Genomic DNA, 16,655 nt, shown 5'->3' on the forward strand with positions numbered 1-16,655 from the left:
TTCTTCCTTTTGCGGTGGGTTTGATCGGATCAAACCGTTCCACCCGGCGGGCGATTGTTCAGCCGCCGGGCGCGCAGGCTGGCGCGGTGGGCGTGGTAACGCCGCATCGCCTGCCCGGCATCCAGATTTGAGATACGGCACGGCATGCTAGAGATCGCCAGTTTTCAAAAGGATCTGTTTCCAGATCGATGTTTCGTCAAAAAGGGTGTATTCCCTGCGCAGACCCCAGGGGCCGAACTCGGCCTGGCTGATACCCAGAACAAAGACCTCGGCCCCGGTTGGAACGCCAAAGACACCCCAGCCGTCGTGCTTGCCGTGCAGCGTCCAGCGGATCGCGGCGCGCGGCGGCATCATCGGATCGTCGCGGCCAATCTGATGGTGAATCTTGAATTCTGCATTCGGGAACGAGGCGCGCAGGCCCATCCAGAACCGGTCCACTGGCCCCCAACTATGTCCTGTGGTGCCGCCGGGATACTCCGACAGGACGGCGCGGTCATACTCTGCCTCGATCACACCCATGTCCGCATTCATGATACGGGTCAGGATATCCGCGTATTTTTGACCCCACTCGTTGTCATTTCCATGCCCTTTGTAAGGGCCGGGCTTGTCATTTGCGGGCGTGTAGGGTTGCACGCAGGCGTCTGGCCCACCTTCACGGGCGATCAGGTCTCGGGCGTATTCCTTGGGATCCCAGCCCATCTGCTGGACAATCGCGCTCTGGTCTCGGATCAGCCATTCGTCGTTGATCTGGTTGTTGATGGCGTGGCAATCGGCAAGAATTCGGTAAACCAGCTTTTTCCCTGTGGCCTTACCGTAAACGCCATCGCCCAGATGGGTCGCCGTTGACAGCAACCGGTGCGAGGACAGCATCCCTTCTTCCGGGGTTCCGGACCAGATCACATCCTCGCCCAGAAGCGTACGGTCGGGAAACTCGGCAAGGGTGGCCATCGTGGCGGCGATAACGCCCTGATTGCCAACCACAACCGATCCCGGCGAGCGCACCACGATGTCCGGCGCGTAATAGTGATGCAGCGTGGCAATACCGCGATCCTCCCAGATCTCCTTGGTGATGCCGATGATGTAATCGGGAAAGTCTTTGAATTTGGGATCAAACCCCTTCATGTCTTCCATCCTTCAGGTATGCGGGCCGAGCCGCGAACAATAAGAGGTCCGTCAATCTCGACCCGGCGCGGACTGACATCAGGATCTTCGATTTTGCTGAGCAGAATATCGACGGTCTCAGCGACCATGCGGTTGGCGGGTTGGCGAATGGTGGTCAGGTTGTACGCCGGCCATGACGCCACGGCGACATCGTCATATCCGATGACCGAAACGTCGCCCGGGACATTCAAACCCAACTCGAACCGCAGCGTGTCCATCACGGAAATGGCCATGTGATCGTTGGCGACAAACACCGCATCAGGCGCATCGGAGTCGAACATCTTAAGCGTCGCTTGCCGGGCTTCTTCGGCCACAAAATTCCCGATTTCGCGGGCGTGCAGCGTGACCCCAGCCTCCTTCAAGGCCGCTACGAACCCTGCTTCGCGATCCCTCTGGGTCGAAGCACCTTCCCATCCCGCGACGTAACCGATCTTTTGGTGCCCGCCGGCCAACAGGAACTCGGCGGCCTTTCGTCCTCCGGCAACGTTGTCGGACGTAACTGACGACATGGCAGTATCGTCCTGTGCCCGATTGAACAGCACCATCGGTACGCCTGCGGTTCGGCAGCGGTCGGACAGATCCGACGACAGTGCAACCGAGGCCGCGATGATCCCGTCGACCTGAAAGTCGAGTATTTCCTCGACCACATTGTCGATATTTCCAGCCTGATGCGAGGCCATGAAAATCAGCACGTGGTACCCACGCTCCTGCAGCGTGTTTGTCAGCTTTTCCAGTGCCTCAGGATAGAACTGATTGTTCAGATAGGCGACGACAAGCCCGATGATCCGGCTTTTCCCGGACACCACGGCGCGGGCCAGAACGTTCGGGCGATACCCCAGTTCCTTGGCGGCCTTGCGCACCTTTTCCACGGTTTTCTTTGATGCCGATGCACCAGGGGTGAAGACCCGGCTGACCGCAGATTGGCTGACCCCTGCGAGGCGGGCGACTTCCAGTGATGTAACCTTGTGTGTCGCCATCAGTCCGCTGTCCAACCCCCGTCAACCATCAGCGCCGTGCCGGTCACCAAGGCCGATGCATCCGACGCCAGATAAACCACCGCCCCCATGATGTCCTCAATCTCACCCGGGCGACCCAGCTTGATCTTGTCCAGAATCCAGGTTCGTTTGTCCGGGTCGTCGAACGTGGACCTGGTCAGGTCGGTCAGGATGAATGTGGGACAGATGGTGTTGACGCGGATCTTTGCGGACCCGAACTCCAGCGCCATCGCCTTGGAGAACCCCTCGACCGCGAATTTCGAAGCGCAGTACACGGCGCGTTCGCGGCCCCCGACATGACCCATCTGGCTTGAGATGTTGATCAGCGAACCGGGGCGGCCGGCTTCCAACAACCCTTTGGCAACGGCTTGGGTCAGGAAATAGGCCCCTTTGACATTAACGCCCATGACTGCGTCAAAACCATCCGGTTGCGTGTCCACAGCCTTGCTGTGGCGGGCAAGGCCGGCCGAGTTCAGCAAAATGTCGAAAGGTCCGTTTTGCGCCACGGCCGCGGCTGTGGCTGCAACGTCCGAGACGTCCAGCTCAAGTGTCTTGGCTGACCATCCGCGCGCTGACATCTCATTCGCGATGTCTTGCAACGCGCCAACGCGGCGCGCTGCCAATGTGACCTCAGCACCATGTTCCGCAAGGGCTACAGCGCAGGCCATGCCGATGCCAGATGAGGCGCCGGCGACCAGAGCGCGCTTGCCGCTCAGACTGAAACTTGGGGTGCTGGGGAATTGGGGCATATCAGACCTCGCCGACCGGGAACGGAATTGTGCCCGGAACACGTGCCTTGTTGAACTCGCGCAGGCGGGCAAAGACATCTACGCCCAGTTGGCGGTAGGCGTCCAGCAGATCGACCATCACCCAGTTTTCGCGGATCAGGCCATCCTCGAGCCGCCAGAAATCAAGGCTGCGCATGGTGATACGTTTGCCGGACGGCGCAATTCCCATCCAGCCATCATGCGTGACGGTCTGGATCATGTCCGGCCAACCGGTCACGGCGGCATAATCACCATCGCCAAAGAAGTGGTAGGTGATTTCATCGACGTATTTGCCGCGGTCGGGCATACCGTTCAGAAAGGGGATCTGGTGCCAGTTGCGGAAACCCGCGATGCCGCGCCCGGTTCCAATCCCGGCGGGGCCGTACCAGTTCATGCGCGGATGCCAGAACTTCTCCATCTCCATCACTTCGGGTCCACCCTGGCTGGGATGTTTCTTCAGATGGTCCAACATGTCGACGATATGGGCGCATGAGGTGTTTGACCTCGCTTCATCCCACGGACCTGGCACCATCCCGTCCAGCGTCGCTGGGCCGGGAATACAGAACTCCAGCCCCAGTGACGGAGCCATCGGCCAGGCCTTGGCCTGCATCATCACTTCAGGGATGTCCCAGAGCGTCTGGATTTCCACAACCTTGTCGCCTTCGAAGCGGTAGAATTCGTGGAACCGCATATGGGTCAGATGCCCCGTCGGCGGGATGTCCAGCCAGGGGGCGACGAAGGTGCCAACGTAGTGGCCGCCACAGCCGACCCAATCATTGCCCTGTTCGGTCCCGCCACCCATGACGATCCAGTCACGCCGCTCCAGATCGGGCATGGATCTCAGCAGCGGCGCGTAGCAAGTGTCATAGAGTTCCTGCGGTCCGGTTAGGTCACCAAACGGGTGCGGCATGTGAACGATGGCATCCGGCGCGATCACCGCACCCAATGCCGCGCGAACGCCGGTTTCATCGAAGTTGAACATGGCCTCGCGCAGAGGCGCGATCAGGGCCTTGTGGGTAGAGTGTTTGTCCATTGCGAAATCTCGCATTGCTTTTACTGCTTACTTCAGAAATTCCGTGACGCCCGGGCCAACCCCGGGCGCTGGTTTGACAGCGATTTCCGCCGCGCCTGTCAGGAGGCCTCGGCCGTCTCGCGATACACAGCACCCTCGCCATATGGCACGTTGATGCCGCCAAAACGGCGGACGCGGATGTTGCACTGTTCGGCGTGGCCGACAAAACCTTCCAGCATGCAAAGCCGCGAACCGTATTCGCCGACCATTGTTGCGGCCTCGTCGGTCAGAACCTTCTGATAGCTGTGGGTTTTCAGGAACTTGCCCACCCAGAGGCCGCCAGTGTAACGCCCGGCTTTCTTGGTCGGCAGCGTGTGGTTGGTGCCGATCACCTTGTCGCCATTGGCCACGTTGGTGCGTGGCCCGAGGAACAGCGCGCCGTAGCAGGTCATGTTTTCCAGGAACCAGTCATCGCGGTCGGTCATGACCTGAACATGCTCGGACGCGATGTCATCAGCGACTTGCAGCATCTCGTCATAGGTATCGCAGACGATGACCTCGCCATATTCCTCCCAACTGACCCTGGCGGTACCGGCGGTGGGCAGGATGCCGAGGATACGGTCGATCTCGCTCAGCGTGTCTTCGGCAAGCTTGCGCGAGTTGGTGACCAGAACGCAGGGGCTGTTATAGCCATGCTCGGCCTGCCCCAGCAGATCGGTGGCGCAAAGCTCGGCATCGGCTGCGGTGTCATCGGCGATGACCATCGTCTCGGTCGGACCCGCGAAAAGATCGATACCGACGCGGCCAAACAGCTGGCGCTTGGCTTCGGCAACAAAGGCATTGCCGGGTCCAACCAGCATGTGAACCGAATCGATGGTTTCGGTACCAATCGCCATGGCGCCAATCGCCTGAATGCCGCCCATGACATAAATCTCATGCGCACCGCCCAGATGCATCGCCGCGATTACGGCCGCGTTCGGCTTACCCTGAAATGGCGGCGTGCAGGCGATGATCCGGGGAACACCCGCAACCTTTGCTGTTGCTACCGACATATGCGCCGAAGCGACCATCGGGAACTTGCCACCGGGCACGTAGCAGCCTACGGACTGCACCGGGATATTCTTGTGCCCCAGGATCACGCCGGGCAGGGTTTCAATCTCGATATCCAGCATCGAGTCGCGCTGCGCCTGTGCGAAATTCATCACCTGCTTCTGGGCGAATTTGATATCGGCCAGTTCACGCTCGGACAAAGACGCAATCAGATCGTCGATCTGTTGCTGGCTCAGGCGAAAGCTTTCGGGCGAGTAGCTGTCGAATTTCTCCGACAACTCGCGAACTGCGGTATCGCCTCGGGTTTCGATGTCCTTCAGCGTTGCCTCGACAACGGCGCGGGTTTTGGCATCGTCGTCGGCCCGGTCAGCCTCGGGTTTGCCGCGTTTCAGGTGTTCAATTGCCATTGTCCTAATCCTCAGTTTTCGGGCCGGGGCGGAACCTTCTCTCCCCGGTCAAATGCTTCCCAGCCTTCGCCTTTGAACAGATCAACGCCCAGCTGCGCGGCAACGTGGGCAAAATCGACATTCACCCAATTGTCGACGATCTTGCCGTCAACGACTTTCCAGAAGTCCATGTAGCGGATCTCGACCCGCTTGCCGGTGGGAGCGATGCCCAGAAACTCGCCCGAATGTGTCGCCTCCTGCCGGCCAAAGGCTGCGGCCCACTCGCCCATGTAGAGGCGCGCTTCGTCGATGCAGGTCTTGTCGGAAAACGCCGCCTGAAACGGGCGCTGCCAGTTTTCCTGAAATTCCTTCAACCCGGTCTTGGTGCCGCAGCCCTGGTTGCCCAGCCAACGGAACCCTTCCGCGAAAAACTCGCCGATATCGTCGATGCGATGGTCGTTCAAACCGTCGACCATCCCCTCGATCACGGCCCGGGTTTGTTCGGTTTTGCTCATGTCCGTGTCTCGTGTCAGCACGGCCTGTTCAGGGCGGGAACCCTTCATGTCTCTATTCCTTATCTGGTTGCCAAGAGGTTTTCTGTGTGGACGGGGAGGGTTAGTCGGCCGTCAGAAAATCCCTTGGCATCCGGTTGAGCGCCGGGTGGCGCGCAATGGCGTTATGTCTTGCAGATGCACTCATCAGCCCTTGACCGCCCCTGCTGTCAGACCGCTGACAATCTGACGCTGGAAGAACAGGATCAGGACGAACAGCGGGGCAGTGGCCGAAACCACGGCGGCGACCGCGTACATGACCTTGCCTTCAACCTGCGTGGTGCCCATGAAGCTGTTGATGGCGGGAATGATGGTCTCGTTCTCTTCACTCAGCAGCATTACGGCCACGGTAAAGTCGTTATAGGCCAGCAGGAAGCTGAACAGGCCTGTGGTGATCACGCCGGGCCACATGACCGGGACAATCACATGCCGGAAGGCCTGAAACCGGGTGCAGCCATCAACCATGGCGCTTTCGTCCATGTCCTTGGGAATGTTCTTGAAGAACGAGTGCAGCATCCACAGGGTAAAGGGCTGGTTGATCGCCACAAGCACGATGATGGTGGTCGGCAGGATGCCCCAGACATTCCACTCGAAGAACCACAGCAGGTAACCCGAGACCAGCGTCATATGCGGCATCGCGCGAAACACCAGCGCTGCCATCAGGATCCAGAACGCATAGCGGAAACCGGATCGCGCCAACGCATATCCCCCCAGCGTTCCGAAGGTCAGCGAGATCAGCACGGTGAAGAAGACCACAATGCCGGTGTTCTTGAAGTTGAACCAGAAATCTTCCAGAACCCACGCCCCGTGATAGCCGGCACCGGTAAAGGCGCTGCCGGTTTGCTCAATCGTGTTGGCACCCGTCAGGGCGTTCATCCAGTTGGCCTTGGACAAGAAGTCGGCCTGTACCTTGAAGCTGCCCCAGAAGGTCCAGAAGAACGGGAAGGCAGCGATCAGCAGCCAGAGGGCCACGAAACCGTAAGAGAACAGCTTTAGCGGGGTCATGCGGGATTGTGCTTTGGTCGCCATGTCGTGTCCTCAGTGAGATTTACGGGTGAAGTCGCGCCAAGTGCGAACAAGCACCGGAGACATCAGGATGACCGCAAGGATGATAGTTATCAGCGAAGTCGCACCTGCTGAGGCATAGAGCGGATTGCCGCTTTCGCGCAGATCATTGTAGATGATCCAGCTGAGCGACTGTGCGTGGGCCTCGGCTTTGAAGCTGACGATCGGCTCAAAAACGCGGAAGTTATCCATGATCAGCATTAGCGTCACAAACGAAACCAGCGGCATCAGGTGTGGAACGATCACATGGATCAAGCGCTGCCACTTCGTCGCGCCATCGATCTGTGCCGCTTCCATCGTATCATCGGGGACGGTTTGCAAACCCGCGTAGAAGGTGATGAAACTGAACGGCAGGGTATGCCACACGCCGTAAACCATCAGCATGGTCCATGTCAGCGCCGTCGACGCCTTCAGGCTGAGTGTCGGATCATTGAATATGCGTTGAATGGTGGCGCCGATTACACCATCACCATCGACCATCCAGAACAGGATCAGCGAGCCGACAAGCGGAGTGACAAGAAACGGCAGAAGCGAAATGAAGATCGCAACCCCTTTGAGCGCGCGGGGCAGGTTATTGACGCCTACGGCAATGGCCAGCCCAAGGGCCAACACCAACGGCGTGACAATAAAGGTATAGGCCAGGGTGAATGTCAGGGCGCTGTAGAACGGCAGGTTATACACCTTAGCCCAAAAATCACCCAGGCTTTCAGAGCTTGCCCACGCTTCTCCGATCTCGGCAAAAGCCAGGTGTGAACGGTTGATGTAAGTGCCCAGACCGTTAAACCGCCCAAGGGGTTGTTCTGCGCGCAGCTTTGCAGTGGCTTCGGTGTCGACCGTGGTGGTCGGGGTACACCCAAATGGTCCGCAGCTTTCAGAAACCAGCAGAACCTGCTCATGCTCGACAAAGAGGGATTGGACGAAAACCGAGACGATCGGCAGAGCGATGAAAAGGATCATCGCGGAAAGCGTGGGCAGAATGAACCAGAAAAAGGTGCGGTGCTTCATGGCGTACGTCCCAGTCTTTAGTCCGGAAAAAGATGAGGGGGGCAGATTGCGCCCCCTCAAGTCGGGGAGTGTTACTTGAGAAAGCCGGCTTCCTTGGCCGACGTCCGGTAGGCGGCTTCGACATCCGCCAACGCCTGTTCAGCGCTTTCGTCACCCTTCAGAAAATCCGCCAGCTCCGCACCAAGTGCCGCATGCAGAAGGCCAATTTGCGGGATCATCGGATAGGGCTTCGCACCACCGCTAACGGTCTCTGCAACCCCTGCTGCAGCCGGTCCGGGCTGGAACCCGTCAAGCAGCCAGACGGCATCATCGTTGTTTGCTGCAACCATTTCCGGGGTCAGCGCGCTGATCAATGCCGCAAAGGATGCCTCGGCCTCTTCGTCCGACACGTTGGATGCGATGGTAATACCGTCCCACCACAGCGTGGCAGATGGAATCGATCCGCCGCCAACGGTTGGTGCAGCCGACAAAACTGTATTCGAGGTCACCTCTTCGGTGGACCCTTCATCATCCAGAATTGGCGCGCCGCGCGAACCCCACATGACGGCCAGAGCCGCCTGACCGGATTCCCAGAGACCCTGCGTTTCGTTTGACGCGTGGGTCAGGTGGTCGGGATGGGCGTATTCCGCCAGAGCCTTCATGACTTCCAGTGCGGCCACGCCTTTTTCGTTGTTGATCGACGGCTCGGCCGACCCGGGTACAAAGAACTCACCGCCATGACCGAGATAGATCATGTTGAACACCTCGGCCAGGTTCCATCCGGTCTGAAGGTTCATTGCGATCGGATGTTCCATGATACCGGCAGCACGGATTTTCTCAGCGGCTTCAAGAACCTCTTCATAGGTGGCCGGGATGCCGTCGAAACCAGCTTGTTCCAGGATATCCTTGCGCGAGAACAGGTGCTGCGAGTTCGCCATGAAGGCCACAGCCATGACATTGCCATCGATGGTGATCAGCAGGTTCGGCGGGATGCTGTCTTTGTATTTTTCGACCAGATCGTTCAGCGGCCGCACCAGACCGTCGTTCATCAGCTGGGTCAAAGTCGAGTTGGCCAGGATCACCGATGTATATTCCGACGGGTTCGGGGTCAGAGCGGCGTTCATGATCGAGCGCGCTTCGGTGGTGTGGTTGGTGTTGAATTCAGCCGCGGCCCCACCACAATTGGCTTCGGCGGCTCCCGCGACGGCGTGGATTGCCGGAAAGTCACTGGCCAGAATGCGGATCGATTGCCCCTCGGGGCCGCAATTGGCGGCATAAGCTGCCGAGCCCATCAGGCCCACAAAGGCGGTTGCTGTAGCGATTTTTCTTAGGAACATTTCTGTCTCCCTGTTGTTTTGAGAATTTGAGCGCGAGGCCCGTTCGCGCATGAAGTTTTGTTGCCGGGGTTCGCCCCGATCATTGAGCAGGGCCGTGTTCAGATCCGGGCGCCGGTCTTGCCATCAAACAGATGGCAGATTTCGGCCGGAACCGAGATTGAAACCATGTCGTCGATCTCTGCCCGGAAATTCTTGTCTGCCTTCACCGAAATGAGGGCACCGCCAACGCGAACCGAAATCATAGTGGCGTCCCCCAGCAATTCCTGCGTGTAGATCGGGGCGTTGATCTGCCCCTGCCCTTCGGCAGCAAGGCTGGCATCTTCGGCACGGAAGCCCAATGTCAGCGGGCCGTCCGGAGCGTTCAGCCCCGAAATTTCAACGTTTTTGGCCGTGAAGGTGCCGCCCCGTGCCTCACCTTCCATCAGGTTCATCGCAGGGTTGCCGATGAAGCTGGCGACAAAAGTGTTGGCCGGAGTGTCGTAAATGTCGGTCGGGCTACCAACCTGCTGCACCACGCCCTGTTTCATGACCACAACACGATCGGCCAGCGTCATCGCTTCGATCTGGTCGTGGGTCACATAGATCGTGGTCACCGCCAGTTCGTGGCTGAGGTTCTTGATCTGTGCCCGGGTAGACACGCGCAGCTTGGCGTCAAGGTTGGACAGCGGCTCGTCCATCAGGAATACGTTCGGCTCGCGCACGATGGCGCGGGCAAGCGCGACGCGCTGACGCTGACCACCGGACAATTCCGCAGGCTTGCGATGCAGGAAGTCGTCCAGTTCCACCATTGCCGATGCACGGCGTACTTTTTCGTCATGCGTGGACGGGTCGATTCCGCGGACCTTCAGCGGGAACCGGATGTTCTCGTAGACGTTCATGTTCGGGTACAGTGCATAGGACTGGAACACCATCGCCACGTCACGATCCTTGGGCTCCATGTCGTTCACGCGAGTCCCGTCGATCAGGATGTCACCCTCGCTGGCATCTTCCAGACCGGCGATCATGCGCATGGTTGTCGTCTTGCCGCAGCCTGACGGGCCAAGAAGAACCAGAAACTCCTTGTCGGAAATCGTCAGGTCAAAATTATCAACCCCCACAAAAGAACCCCAACGCTTTCCAACATTGCGAAGTTGAATTTCGGCCATTCTGCCCTCCCAGCTGGACCTAGCGTGCATACGTTTGCAAAAAGCATAGACAGCAAAAGAAACATCTGGCAAGTTTTTTTTGCATGCGCATGCAAAATCGCCCCTTGCCATCCGTGGCATACAGCTCCATCCCAGCGCTTAGAGCACTGAAAGAAATTGAAAATGTCCTACGAAGCCCAAAAAGCCGTCGTCGTCGAGTACTACGAAGCACTCAGCAAGAACGGAGAATCGGCCGCCGCTGACGCGATGTCCGAGTTCTGTGCCGAAGACTACTTGTGGCGCGGATTCCATCCGTTTGATGAATTGCGTGGCACCGACGCAGTGGCACAGAGATTCTGGCAACCTCTAAGGCACAGCCTGCGGCATATGCAGCGACGGATGGACGTGTTCATGGCCGGCCGAAACGAGATGGACGGATTTTCCTCGGTTTGGGTTGTTTCCATGGGCCATCTGATGGGGCTGTTCGACAATGCGTGGCTGGGCATCGCCCCCACAGGCAAGATGGCGTTTCTGCGATATTGCGAGTTCAACAAGGTCGAGAACGGCAAGATCACCGAGACGGCGATGTATTTCGATATTCCTCATCTCATGATGCAGGCCGGGTTGCAGCCATTCCCGCCGCAGACCGCAGCTCAGCTTGTCCAGCCGGGGCCGATGACTCACGACGGTCTGATGTTCGGACCCCAACCCGCCGAGGAAGGAGAACGGACCCTGGCGGCCATCAACGCCATGATTTCCGATCTGGGCCAATGGGATAGCGGTCTCAGCCTTGAGGACGAGCTGCGGCGTACATGGTGCGAAGACATGATCTGGTGGGGTCCGTCCGGTATTGGTGCAACCTACACGATCGAGCGCTACGCACAGCAGCATTCAGGCCCCTTCCGCGCAGGCTTCGCGGACCGGTCGAAAACCAAGCACATTTGTCGGATGGCGGAAGGGTGTTATGGCGGGTTTTTCGGATGGCCGAATTTCACGGCCCGTCCCACCGGCGGGTTTATGGGGATGCCTGCCACCGACAAAGCTGCCGAGTTCCGGGTGATCGACATCTATCGCCGCAAGGGGGATAAACTTGCCGAGAACTGGATTTTCATCGACCTTCTGCATTTCTGGAAACAACAGGGTGTCGACATTCTGGGGCGCATGGCAAAGGTGCCGCGAACATGACCGGCTGGATTGACGCGCATCACCACCTTTGGGATCTTACCGCGGTGCATTACCCATGGCTTATGGCGCGCGGGGTGGACAGGTTCTTTGGTGACCCGGCACCCATTCAGCGGGATTACCAGTTGAACGAATTTCGCGCAGACGCTGCAGCCTGCGGCATCCGCGCTTCGGTGCATATCCAGGTGGGGGCCGAGAACGGTCTGGACGAAGCCAGATGGGTTCAATCCGTCGCCGACGCCTCCCCGGACTGGCCGATGGCGCAGGTAGTTTTCTGCGACCTGACGTCGTCCGATCTGTCCGACCGACTTGACACATTTCAGACCCTGCCGACTGTGCGTGGCGTGCGCCAGATCGTCGGTCGCGCGCCCGGAGAGGACGCGCAAACCGGCACCAATGCTTTGCTGGACGATCCACATTTTCTGGCTGGTTTGCAGGAAGCCGGACGACGAAAGCTCAGCTTCGATCTGCAACTTATTCCTGAATTGATGGAGAAGACCGCCCGCGTTCTTGCGCAGGCGCCGGAGACGCCGATTGCGCTCTGCCATGCCGGGTCGCCCCATGACCGCAGCCCAACGGGCCTGAAAGACTGGGCCTTACAATTACGCCGCCTGTCCGACTTGCCACATGTAACCTGCAAGCTGTCCGGTCTGGGCATGTTCGATCACACCTGGACCACCGACAGTATTCGCCCCATCGTGGAAGTCTGTCTTGAACAATTCGGACCGGAGCGGGTCATGTTCGGCTCGAACTTCCCGGTCGACAAACTCTACAGCGATTACGCAACTCTGGTGCAGGCTTACTGTGATCTGATTCCGGCTGAGGTTCAGGCGGCCGTATTCCATGATTCTGCCGCGCGGTTTTATGACCTGAAGGCCCCAACGGCATGAAATTCACCTTTGAAACTACCGTGAAACCCGAGTGGATCGACTACAACAGCCACATGCGGGATGCCTATTACGGGCTGGTCTTCAGCCTTGCCGTCGATGCAATGCAGGATGAGGTCGGCTTCGATGCCGATTATCGCGCGCGCACCGGATGTACGATCTACCTGCTGGAAGATCACAAGTTTTACCTGCGGGAAGTCAAGGAAGCGGACCGGCTTCGCATTGAAACCCGAGTTTTGGACTGTGATGAAAAACGCTTTCATCTGCACATGCAGATGCTGAACAAAGCTGAGCTATCGGCCGTTTGCGAGTTCATGGAGCTTCACGTCCGGCAACAACCAAGCCCTCATGCTGCACCGATTCCGGCAGACATCCTGCAGCGATTGCAGAAGGCGAAATTGCCAGGTCGGGAAGCGGCAGAGCTTGAGTTCCGTTCACGCCCGATGACAACTGGGCGCATCCCCCGATCAACATGACTGCAACATCAGTAAATCAGCCCACAGAAAACTGAGGATTGGCGAACGACCCCGATCCTAATGAACGAGCACGCATAGTCATATCCGCGGACCTGCGCAAGTCGTCCCGAAGAGAACAGCGGGAAGACGCCGCTCGATTGACAAGACAGGCGCATGGGCCTCATGACAAAGGCATCAGCATATCCACGCAGCCGTGTTCAAAGACGGCTCCGCGAAATCTGACAAAGTGATTTAAGTTGACCGATTTCAAAAAACATCTGTCAGGATAAATCAATATGATCTAAAGCACACATCCTAGGTGCACCTTTTTTGGTCCGTCCCAAGGCAAGCATTGGGGGAGAAGGTCAGATAACAAACGCGTCTCATGAACCTGTCACCCCGACGGATGTGATCGTGTGCCCGAACTGTGATGCCGCATTTCGGCTAGTTAAGCCCGAATTCGCCGAGCGTGCCAGATGCGCCAGATGTCACACTGTGCTCATTACTCCGAAGCGGAAGGCCGGTATGCAGATCATTGCCCTGGCTATTTCGGTCGCTGTACTTGTGGTCGCTGCAATGTTCTTTCCGTTTCTCACCGTCAGGGCGGGTGGCGTTCACAACTCGGTGTCGATCATGAGCACCGCGCTGGCGTTCCGGGGCGGCATTTACGGCCCTCTCGTGTTGGCCATGATCCTGCTGATCGTTCTGATCCCGCTGGCCCGCGCAGTCCTCAGCATCTATGTACTTCTGCCGATCGTGCTGGAACGCCCCTTGCTGCCCGGGGCAAAGCCCGCGTTTCGATGGGTCGAAGCGCTGCGCCCCTGGTCCATGGCCGAAATCTTTGTGCTGGGCTGCGCCGTTGCGCTGACCAAAGTTGCTGACGTCGCCGAAATTCAGTTCGGCGCCGCCTTCTGGATGTTCACCGCACTTGTCCTGCTCGTCATCGTGCAGGACAGTCTTCTGTGTAGATGGTCTGTATGGAACTCTCTGATTCATCCCAGAAAATAGTCAGCGCGCGCGAGCTTGGGCTGGTCGCCTGCCGATCCTGCACAAAGGTGCATCGCCTGGGCGAGAGCCGCACCTGTCAAAGATGCGGGCGAAAGCTCCGGTCGCGTGATGAATTGGCGATCCAGCGTGTTTGGGCATGGTGGTTGGTCGGCGTCATGGCGTACATCCCGGCCAATCTGTACCCGATGCTGGAAACACGCACGCTTTTCACCCGGCAAGCAGACACCATCGTGGGTGGGGCCGTGGATCTGATCCATCACGGCGCATTCGGAATTGCGGCCATAATCCTGCTGGCCAGCGTCGCCATTCCGTTGGGCAAGTTTGCCGCTATCGCCCTATTGGCGCTCAGCCTATCCCGCCGGTCTTCACTCTCCATGACGCAGCTCCGACTGGTGCACGAGGTCGTGGAATATGTGGGGCGCTGGTCGATGATCGACATTTTTGTAGTTGCAATCCTGTCCTCTCTGGTTCAGCTCAGCAGCCTGGCATCGATCAGACCCGGCACCGCCAGTCTCTTTTTTGCACTCTCGGTGATATTCACCATGCTCTCCGCCCAAAACTTTGATTCAAGGTTGATCTGGGATTCACGCCAACGTCAGGAAGCCAAATGAACGATGTTCCCGATGTACCGATCGAACGGCAACCGCGCCGGATATGGGACCGTGTATCGCTGATATGGGTCATCCCGATTGCGGCGGTTGCGGTCGCGCTGGCGGTTGCCTGGCAGTCTCTTTCCAGTCAGGGCCGGGTAATTCATGTCACATTCGAGGACGGCGCGGGCCTTGTCGCAAACTCGACCGAGCTGCGCTTTCGCGATGTGGCTGTCGGGTTGGTCGAAAAGGTCGGCCTGACCGAAGGGCTTAGGGCCGTCGAGGCACAAATCCGTCTGAGCAAAGAGATTTCGCCATATGTCGATGCTTCTGCCCAGTTCTGGGTGGTTCGGCCTGAACTCACCACCCAAGGCGTGTCTGGACTCGAAACGGTTCTAAGCGGCGTCTACATCGAAGGCAGCTGGGATGCGAATCCGGGCGAACCGACCAAACTCTTCAAAGGCAGACCGCAGCCGCCATTGTTCCGGGCAGACAAGCCCGGATTGCAGCTGACCTTGCGCAGCTCGGCCCGTGGCCAGTTGACGGATGATGCGCCCATTCTTTTTCGTGGCATCGAGGTTGGGCGGGTCGGCAAAGCCTCGATCGATCCGCGCGGAAACTTTGCCGTGGCCGAGGCGATCATCTACAATCCGCACCAACGTCTCATCAATGACACGACGCGGTTCTGGGATACGTCCGGCTTCAGCATTTCCGTCGGCGCCGCCGGGGCATCTGTTGATTTCACTTCCATAGCCAGTCTCGTGGCAGGAGGCATCACCTTCGACACGTTCGTGTCAGGAGGCTCGGCCGTATCTGACGGTACGTTGTTCCAGGTCTATGAAGACTCCGAAGCCGCACGGGACAGCATCTTCAACCAGTCCCAGGTCGATGAACTGTTTGTCAGTGTGATCTTTGACGACAACATCTCAGGCCTCAGTGTGGACGCCCCCGTTGAACTGGCGGGTCTGAGGATTGGAACGGTGAACAGCGTCATCGGTCTTATTGATGAGGAGGCCTTCGGGGACAACCGGGTGCGCCTGAATGCGGTCCTGGCCATACAACCGACGCGTCTTGGCTTGCCAGATGAAGTTTCACCCGCTGCCGCGCTTGAGTTTCTGAAAACACGGGCCGACGAGGGGATGCGCGCGCAACTGGCTTCTGCCAGCCTGCTTTCCGGTGGCTTGAAGGTGCAATTTGTCGACAACACCGATGATGATCCGTTCGACTGGAATGAAACCGCCGAAGGGATAACAATCCTACCTACCACCCAGAGCGAAATCCAGTCGGGGGAAGCCTCGGTCGAGCGTGTTCTGACGCGTATCCAGGCCCTTCCGGTCGAAGAGTTGATGTCCAGTGCCGTCGCGTTTCTTGACACTGCCCGCGCTTTTGTGGCCAGCGACGCGATCCGGGAAACGCCCGAAGACCTGCGTAAGCTGCTGGCGGCGGCCACGGCGGTGGTTGAATCTGACGACGTTCGCTCGGTCGCGGGGAATATCAACAAACTGCTGGATCAGGTCGATGCAATGTTGACCGAACTCAGGACCGAGCAGGTCACACAGCGCCTGCTCGGCGCCGTGGATGCGGCGACAAACGCCATGGAATCCGTGGACACATCCATTGCCGGCCTTCCAGAGCTGTTGTCGAGCCTGAACACTCTGGCTTCAAGGGCCAGTGCTTTGCCCCTGGGCCAGTTGGTCACCGAACTGACCGGGATTGTCGCAACATTGGATGAGCTCATTCAAACCGAAGGCGTTCAGGACCTGCCTGTGCAACTGAATGCGACACTGGCCGAAGTAAACGCCGCTTTGGTCGATTTGCGCGAGGGTGGCGCGGTCGACAACGTAAACGCAACCCTGGCCTCGGCGCGCAATGCCGCCGACGCGATTGCCAGCTCGACCAGCGAACTGCCCGCTCTGGCCGAGAGAGCCAGCAGACTGATGGACGAGGCATCAGCCACCATCAGTGGATTCAACAAGGGTGAAGCACTCAGCCGCGATGCACGAGCGGCGCTGCGCGACATTCAGCAGGCGGCCAATGCCCTTGCGGCGCTGCTTCGAACGCTGGAACGCGATCCTAGCATATTGATCAAGGGACGATAGAC

At 58.5% G+C, this 16,655-nt stretch carries 16 protein-coding genes; 6 read left to right on the forward strand and 10 right to left on the reverse strand.

What is annotated here, in order from left to right; all coding sequences use genetic code 11:
- Nucleotides 1-147: 147 nt before the first annotated feature.
- From ACR3EQ_RS22105 to ACR3EQ_RS22150, 10 genes are all read right to left on the reverse strand, one after another.
- Complete coding sequence (locus ACR3EQ_RS22105) at nucleotides 148-1,122, reverse strand: ester cyclase (RefSeq protein ID WP_170816010.1); 975 nt, start codon at nucleotides 1,120-1,122, stop codon at nucleotides 148-150.
- Entirely contained in the window at nucleotides 1,119-2,138 is a 1,020-nt protein-coding gene (locus ACR3EQ_RS22110) for a LacI family DNA-binding transcriptional regulator (RefSeq protein WP_170611501.1), read from the reverse strand. The genes ACR3EQ_RS22105 and ACR3EQ_RS22110 overlap by 4 nt, the downstream gene beginning before the upstream one ends.
- The gene (locus ACR3EQ_RS22115; RefSeq protein WP_170611503.1) at nucleotides 2,138-2,905 is read right to left on the reverse strand and encodes an SDR family oxidoreductase; all 768 of its coding nucleotides are present in this window, start codon (nucleotides 2,903-2,905) and stop codon (nucleotides 2,138-2,140) included. The genes ACR3EQ_RS22110 and ACR3EQ_RS22115 overlap by 1 nt, the downstream gene beginning before the upstream one ends.
- Before the next feature lies 1 nt (nucleotide 2,906).
- Nucleotides 2,907-3,956: an ester cyclase gene (locus tag ACR3EQ_RS22120; RefSeq protein WP_170816009.1), complete on the reverse strand. Its 1,050-nt coding sequence runs from the start codon at nucleotides 3,954-3,956 to the stop codon at nucleotides 2,907-2,909.
- A 98-nt stretch (nucleotides 3,957-4,054) separates the two neighbouring features.
- On the reverse strand, nucleotides 4,055-5,392 hold the full coding sequence (gene hisD, locus ACR3EQ_RS22125) for a histidinol dehydrogenase (RefSeq protein WP_480492136.1): 1,338 nt from the start codon (nucleotides 5,390-5,392) through the stop codon (nucleotides 4,055-4,057).
- Between the two features lie 11 nt (nucleotides 5,393-5,403).
- Entirely contained in the window at nucleotides 5,404-5,934 is a 531-nt protein-coding gene (locus ACR3EQ_RS22130; RefSeq protein WP_170611508.1) for an ester cyclase, read from the reverse strand.
- Nucleotides 5,935-6,069: 135 nt separating this feature from the next.
- The gene (locus tag ACR3EQ_RS22135) at nucleotides 6,070-6,951 is read right to left on the reverse strand and encodes a carbohydrate ABC transporter permease (RefSeq protein ID WP_170463829.1); all 882 of its coding nucleotides are present in this window, start codon (nucleotides 6,949-6,951) and stop codon (nucleotides 6,070-6,072) included.
- A gap of 9 nt (nucleotides 6,952-6,960) precedes the next feature.
- Nucleotides 6,961-7,992, reverse strand: a complete 1,032-nt coding sequence (locus tag ACR3EQ_RS22140) for a carbohydrate ABC transporter permease (RefSeq protein WP_170611510.1) — start codon at nucleotides 7,990-7,992, stop codon at nucleotides 6,961-6,963.
- Between the two features lie 71 nt (nucleotides 7,993-8,063).
- Complete coding sequence (locus ACR3EQ_RS22145; RefSeq protein ID WP_170463833.1) at nucleotides 8,064-9,308, reverse strand: extracellular solute-binding protein; 1,245 nt, start codon at nucleotides 9,306-9,308, stop codon at nucleotides 8,064-8,066.
- Nucleotides 9,309-9,406: 98 nt separating this feature from the next.
- On the reverse strand, nucleotides 9,407-10,453 hold the full coding sequence (locus ACR3EQ_RS22150) for an ABC transporter ATP-binding protein (protein ID WP_170611512.1): 1,047 nt from the start codon (nucleotides 10,451-10,453) through the stop codon (nucleotides 9,407-9,409).
- 162 nt (nucleotides 10,454-10,615) lie between these two features.
- Here ACR3EQ_RS22150 and ACR3EQ_RS22155 point away from each other — a divergent pair, with 162 nt between their 5' ends.
- The 6 genes from ACR3EQ_RS22155 to ACR3EQ_RS22180 all read left to right on the forward strand — a co-directional run bounded on the left by ACR3EQ_RS22155 (nucleotide 10,616) and on the right by ACR3EQ_RS22180 (nucleotide 16,653).
- The gene (locus ACR3EQ_RS22155) at nucleotides 10,616-11,617 is read left to right on the forward strand and encodes a nuclear transport factor 2 family protein (protein ID WP_480492138.1); all 1,002 of its coding nucleotides are present in this window, start codon (nucleotides 10,616-10,618) and stop codon (nucleotides 11,615-11,617) included.
- Nucleotides 11,614-12,504 (forward strand): amidohydrolase family protein, encoded by an 891-nt coding sequence (locus ACR3EQ_RS22160; protein WP_170611515.1) that lies wholly within the window; start codon nucleotides 11,614-11,616, stop codon nucleotides 12,502-12,504. Before ACR3EQ_RS22155 ends, ACR3EQ_RS22160 begins: the two co-directional genes overlap by 4 nt.
- Nucleotides 12,501-12,977 (forward strand): thioesterase family protein, encoded by a 477-nt coding sequence (locus ACR3EQ_RS22165; protein ID WP_170611517.1) that lies wholly within the window; start codon nucleotides 12,501-12,503, stop codon nucleotides 12,975-12,977. The genes ACR3EQ_RS22160 and ACR3EQ_RS22165 overlap by 4 nt, the downstream gene beginning before the upstream one ends.
- A 504-nt stretch (nucleotides 12,978-13,481) precedes the next feature.
- Nucleotides 13,482-13,964, forward strand: a complete 483-nt coding sequence (locus ACR3EQ_RS22170; RefSeq protein WP_480492140.1) for a paraquat-inducible protein A — start codon at nucleotides 13,482-13,484, stop codon at nucleotides 13,962-13,964.
- On the forward strand, nucleotides 13,925-14,575 hold the full coding sequence (locus ACR3EQ_RS22175; RefSeq protein WP_480492141.1) for a paraquat-inducible protein A: 651 nt from the start codon (nucleotides 13,925-13,927) through the stop codon (nucleotides 14,573-14,575). The genes ACR3EQ_RS22170 and ACR3EQ_RS22175 overlap by 40 nt, the downstream gene beginning before the upstream one ends.
- Nucleotides 14,572-16,653, forward strand: coding sequence for a PqiB family protein (locus ACR3EQ_RS22180; protein WP_480492143.1), 2,082 nt, complete (start codon nucleotides 14,572-14,574; stop codon nucleotides 16,651-16,653). The genes ACR3EQ_RS22175 and ACR3EQ_RS22180 overlap by 4 nt, the downstream gene beginning before the upstream one ends.
- Nucleotides 16,654-16,655 lie beyond the last annotated feature (2 nt).

Source organism: Ruegeria sp. AN11, assembly GCF_056536005.1.

Coding starts and splice junctions, on each gene's coding strand:
- ACR3EQ_RS22105 (WP_170816010.1), bottom strand. CDS start 1,122: ATGAAGGGGTTTGATCCCAAATTCAAAGACTTTCCCGATTACATCATC.
- ACR3EQ_RS22110 (WP_170611501.1), bottom strand. CDS start 2,138: ATGGCGACACACAAGGTTACATCACTGGAAGTCGCCCGCCTCGCAGGG.
- ACR3EQ_RS22115 (WP_170611503.1), bottom strand. CDS start 2,905: ATGCCCCAATTCCCCAGCACCCCAAGTTTCAGTCTGAGCGGCAAGCGC.
- ACR3EQ_RS22120 (WP_170816009.1), bottom strand. CDS start 3,956: ATGGACAAACACTCTACCCACAAGGCCCTGATCGCGCCTCTGCGCGAG.
- hisD (WP_480492136.1), bottom strand. CDS start 5,392: ATGGCAATTGAACACCTGAAACGCGGCAAACCCGAGGCTGACCGGGCC.
- ACR3EQ_RS22130 (WP_170611508.1), bottom strand. CDS start 5,934: ATGAAGGGTTCCCGCCCTGAACAGGCCGTGCTGACACGAGACACGGAC.
- ACR3EQ_RS22135 (WP_170463829.1), bottom strand. CDS start 6,951: ATGGCGACCAAAGCACAATCCCGCATGACCCCGCTAAAGCTGTTCTCT.
- ACR3EQ_RS22140 (WP_170611510.1), bottom strand. CDS start 7,992: ATGAAGCACCGCACCTTTTTCTGGTTCATTCTGCCCACGCTTTCCGCG.
- ACR3EQ_RS22145 (WP_170463833.1), bottom strand. CDS start 9,308: ATGTTCCTAAGAAAAATCGCTACAGCAACCGCCTTTGTGGGCCTGATG.
- ACR3EQ_RS22150 (WP_170611512.1), bottom strand. CDS start 10,453: ATGGCCGAAATTCAACTTCGCAATGTTGGAAAGCGTTGGGGTTCTTTT.
- ACR3EQ_RS22155 (WP_480492138.1), top strand. CDS start 10,616: ATGTCCTACGAAGCCCAAAAAGCCGTCGTCGTCGAGTACTACGAAGCA.
- ACR3EQ_RS22160 (WP_170611515.1), top strand. CDS start 11,614: ATGACCGGCTGGATTGACGCGCATCACCACCTTTGGGATCTTACCGCG.
- ACR3EQ_RS22165 (WP_170611517.1), top strand. CDS start 12,501: ATGAAATTCACCTTTGAAACTACCGTGAAACCCGAGTGGATCGACTAC.
- ACR3EQ_RS22170 (WP_480492140.1), top strand. CDS start 13,482: ATGCAGATCATTGCCCTGGCTATTTCGGTCGCTGTACTTGTGGTCGCT.
- ACR3EQ_RS22175 (WP_480492141.1), top strand. CDS start 13,925: ATGGTCTGTATGGAACTCTCTGATTCATCCCAGAAAATAGTCAGCGCG.
- ACR3EQ_RS22180 (WP_480492143.1), top strand. CDS start 14,572: ATGAACGATGTTCCCGATGTACCGATCGAACGGCAACCGCGCCGGATA.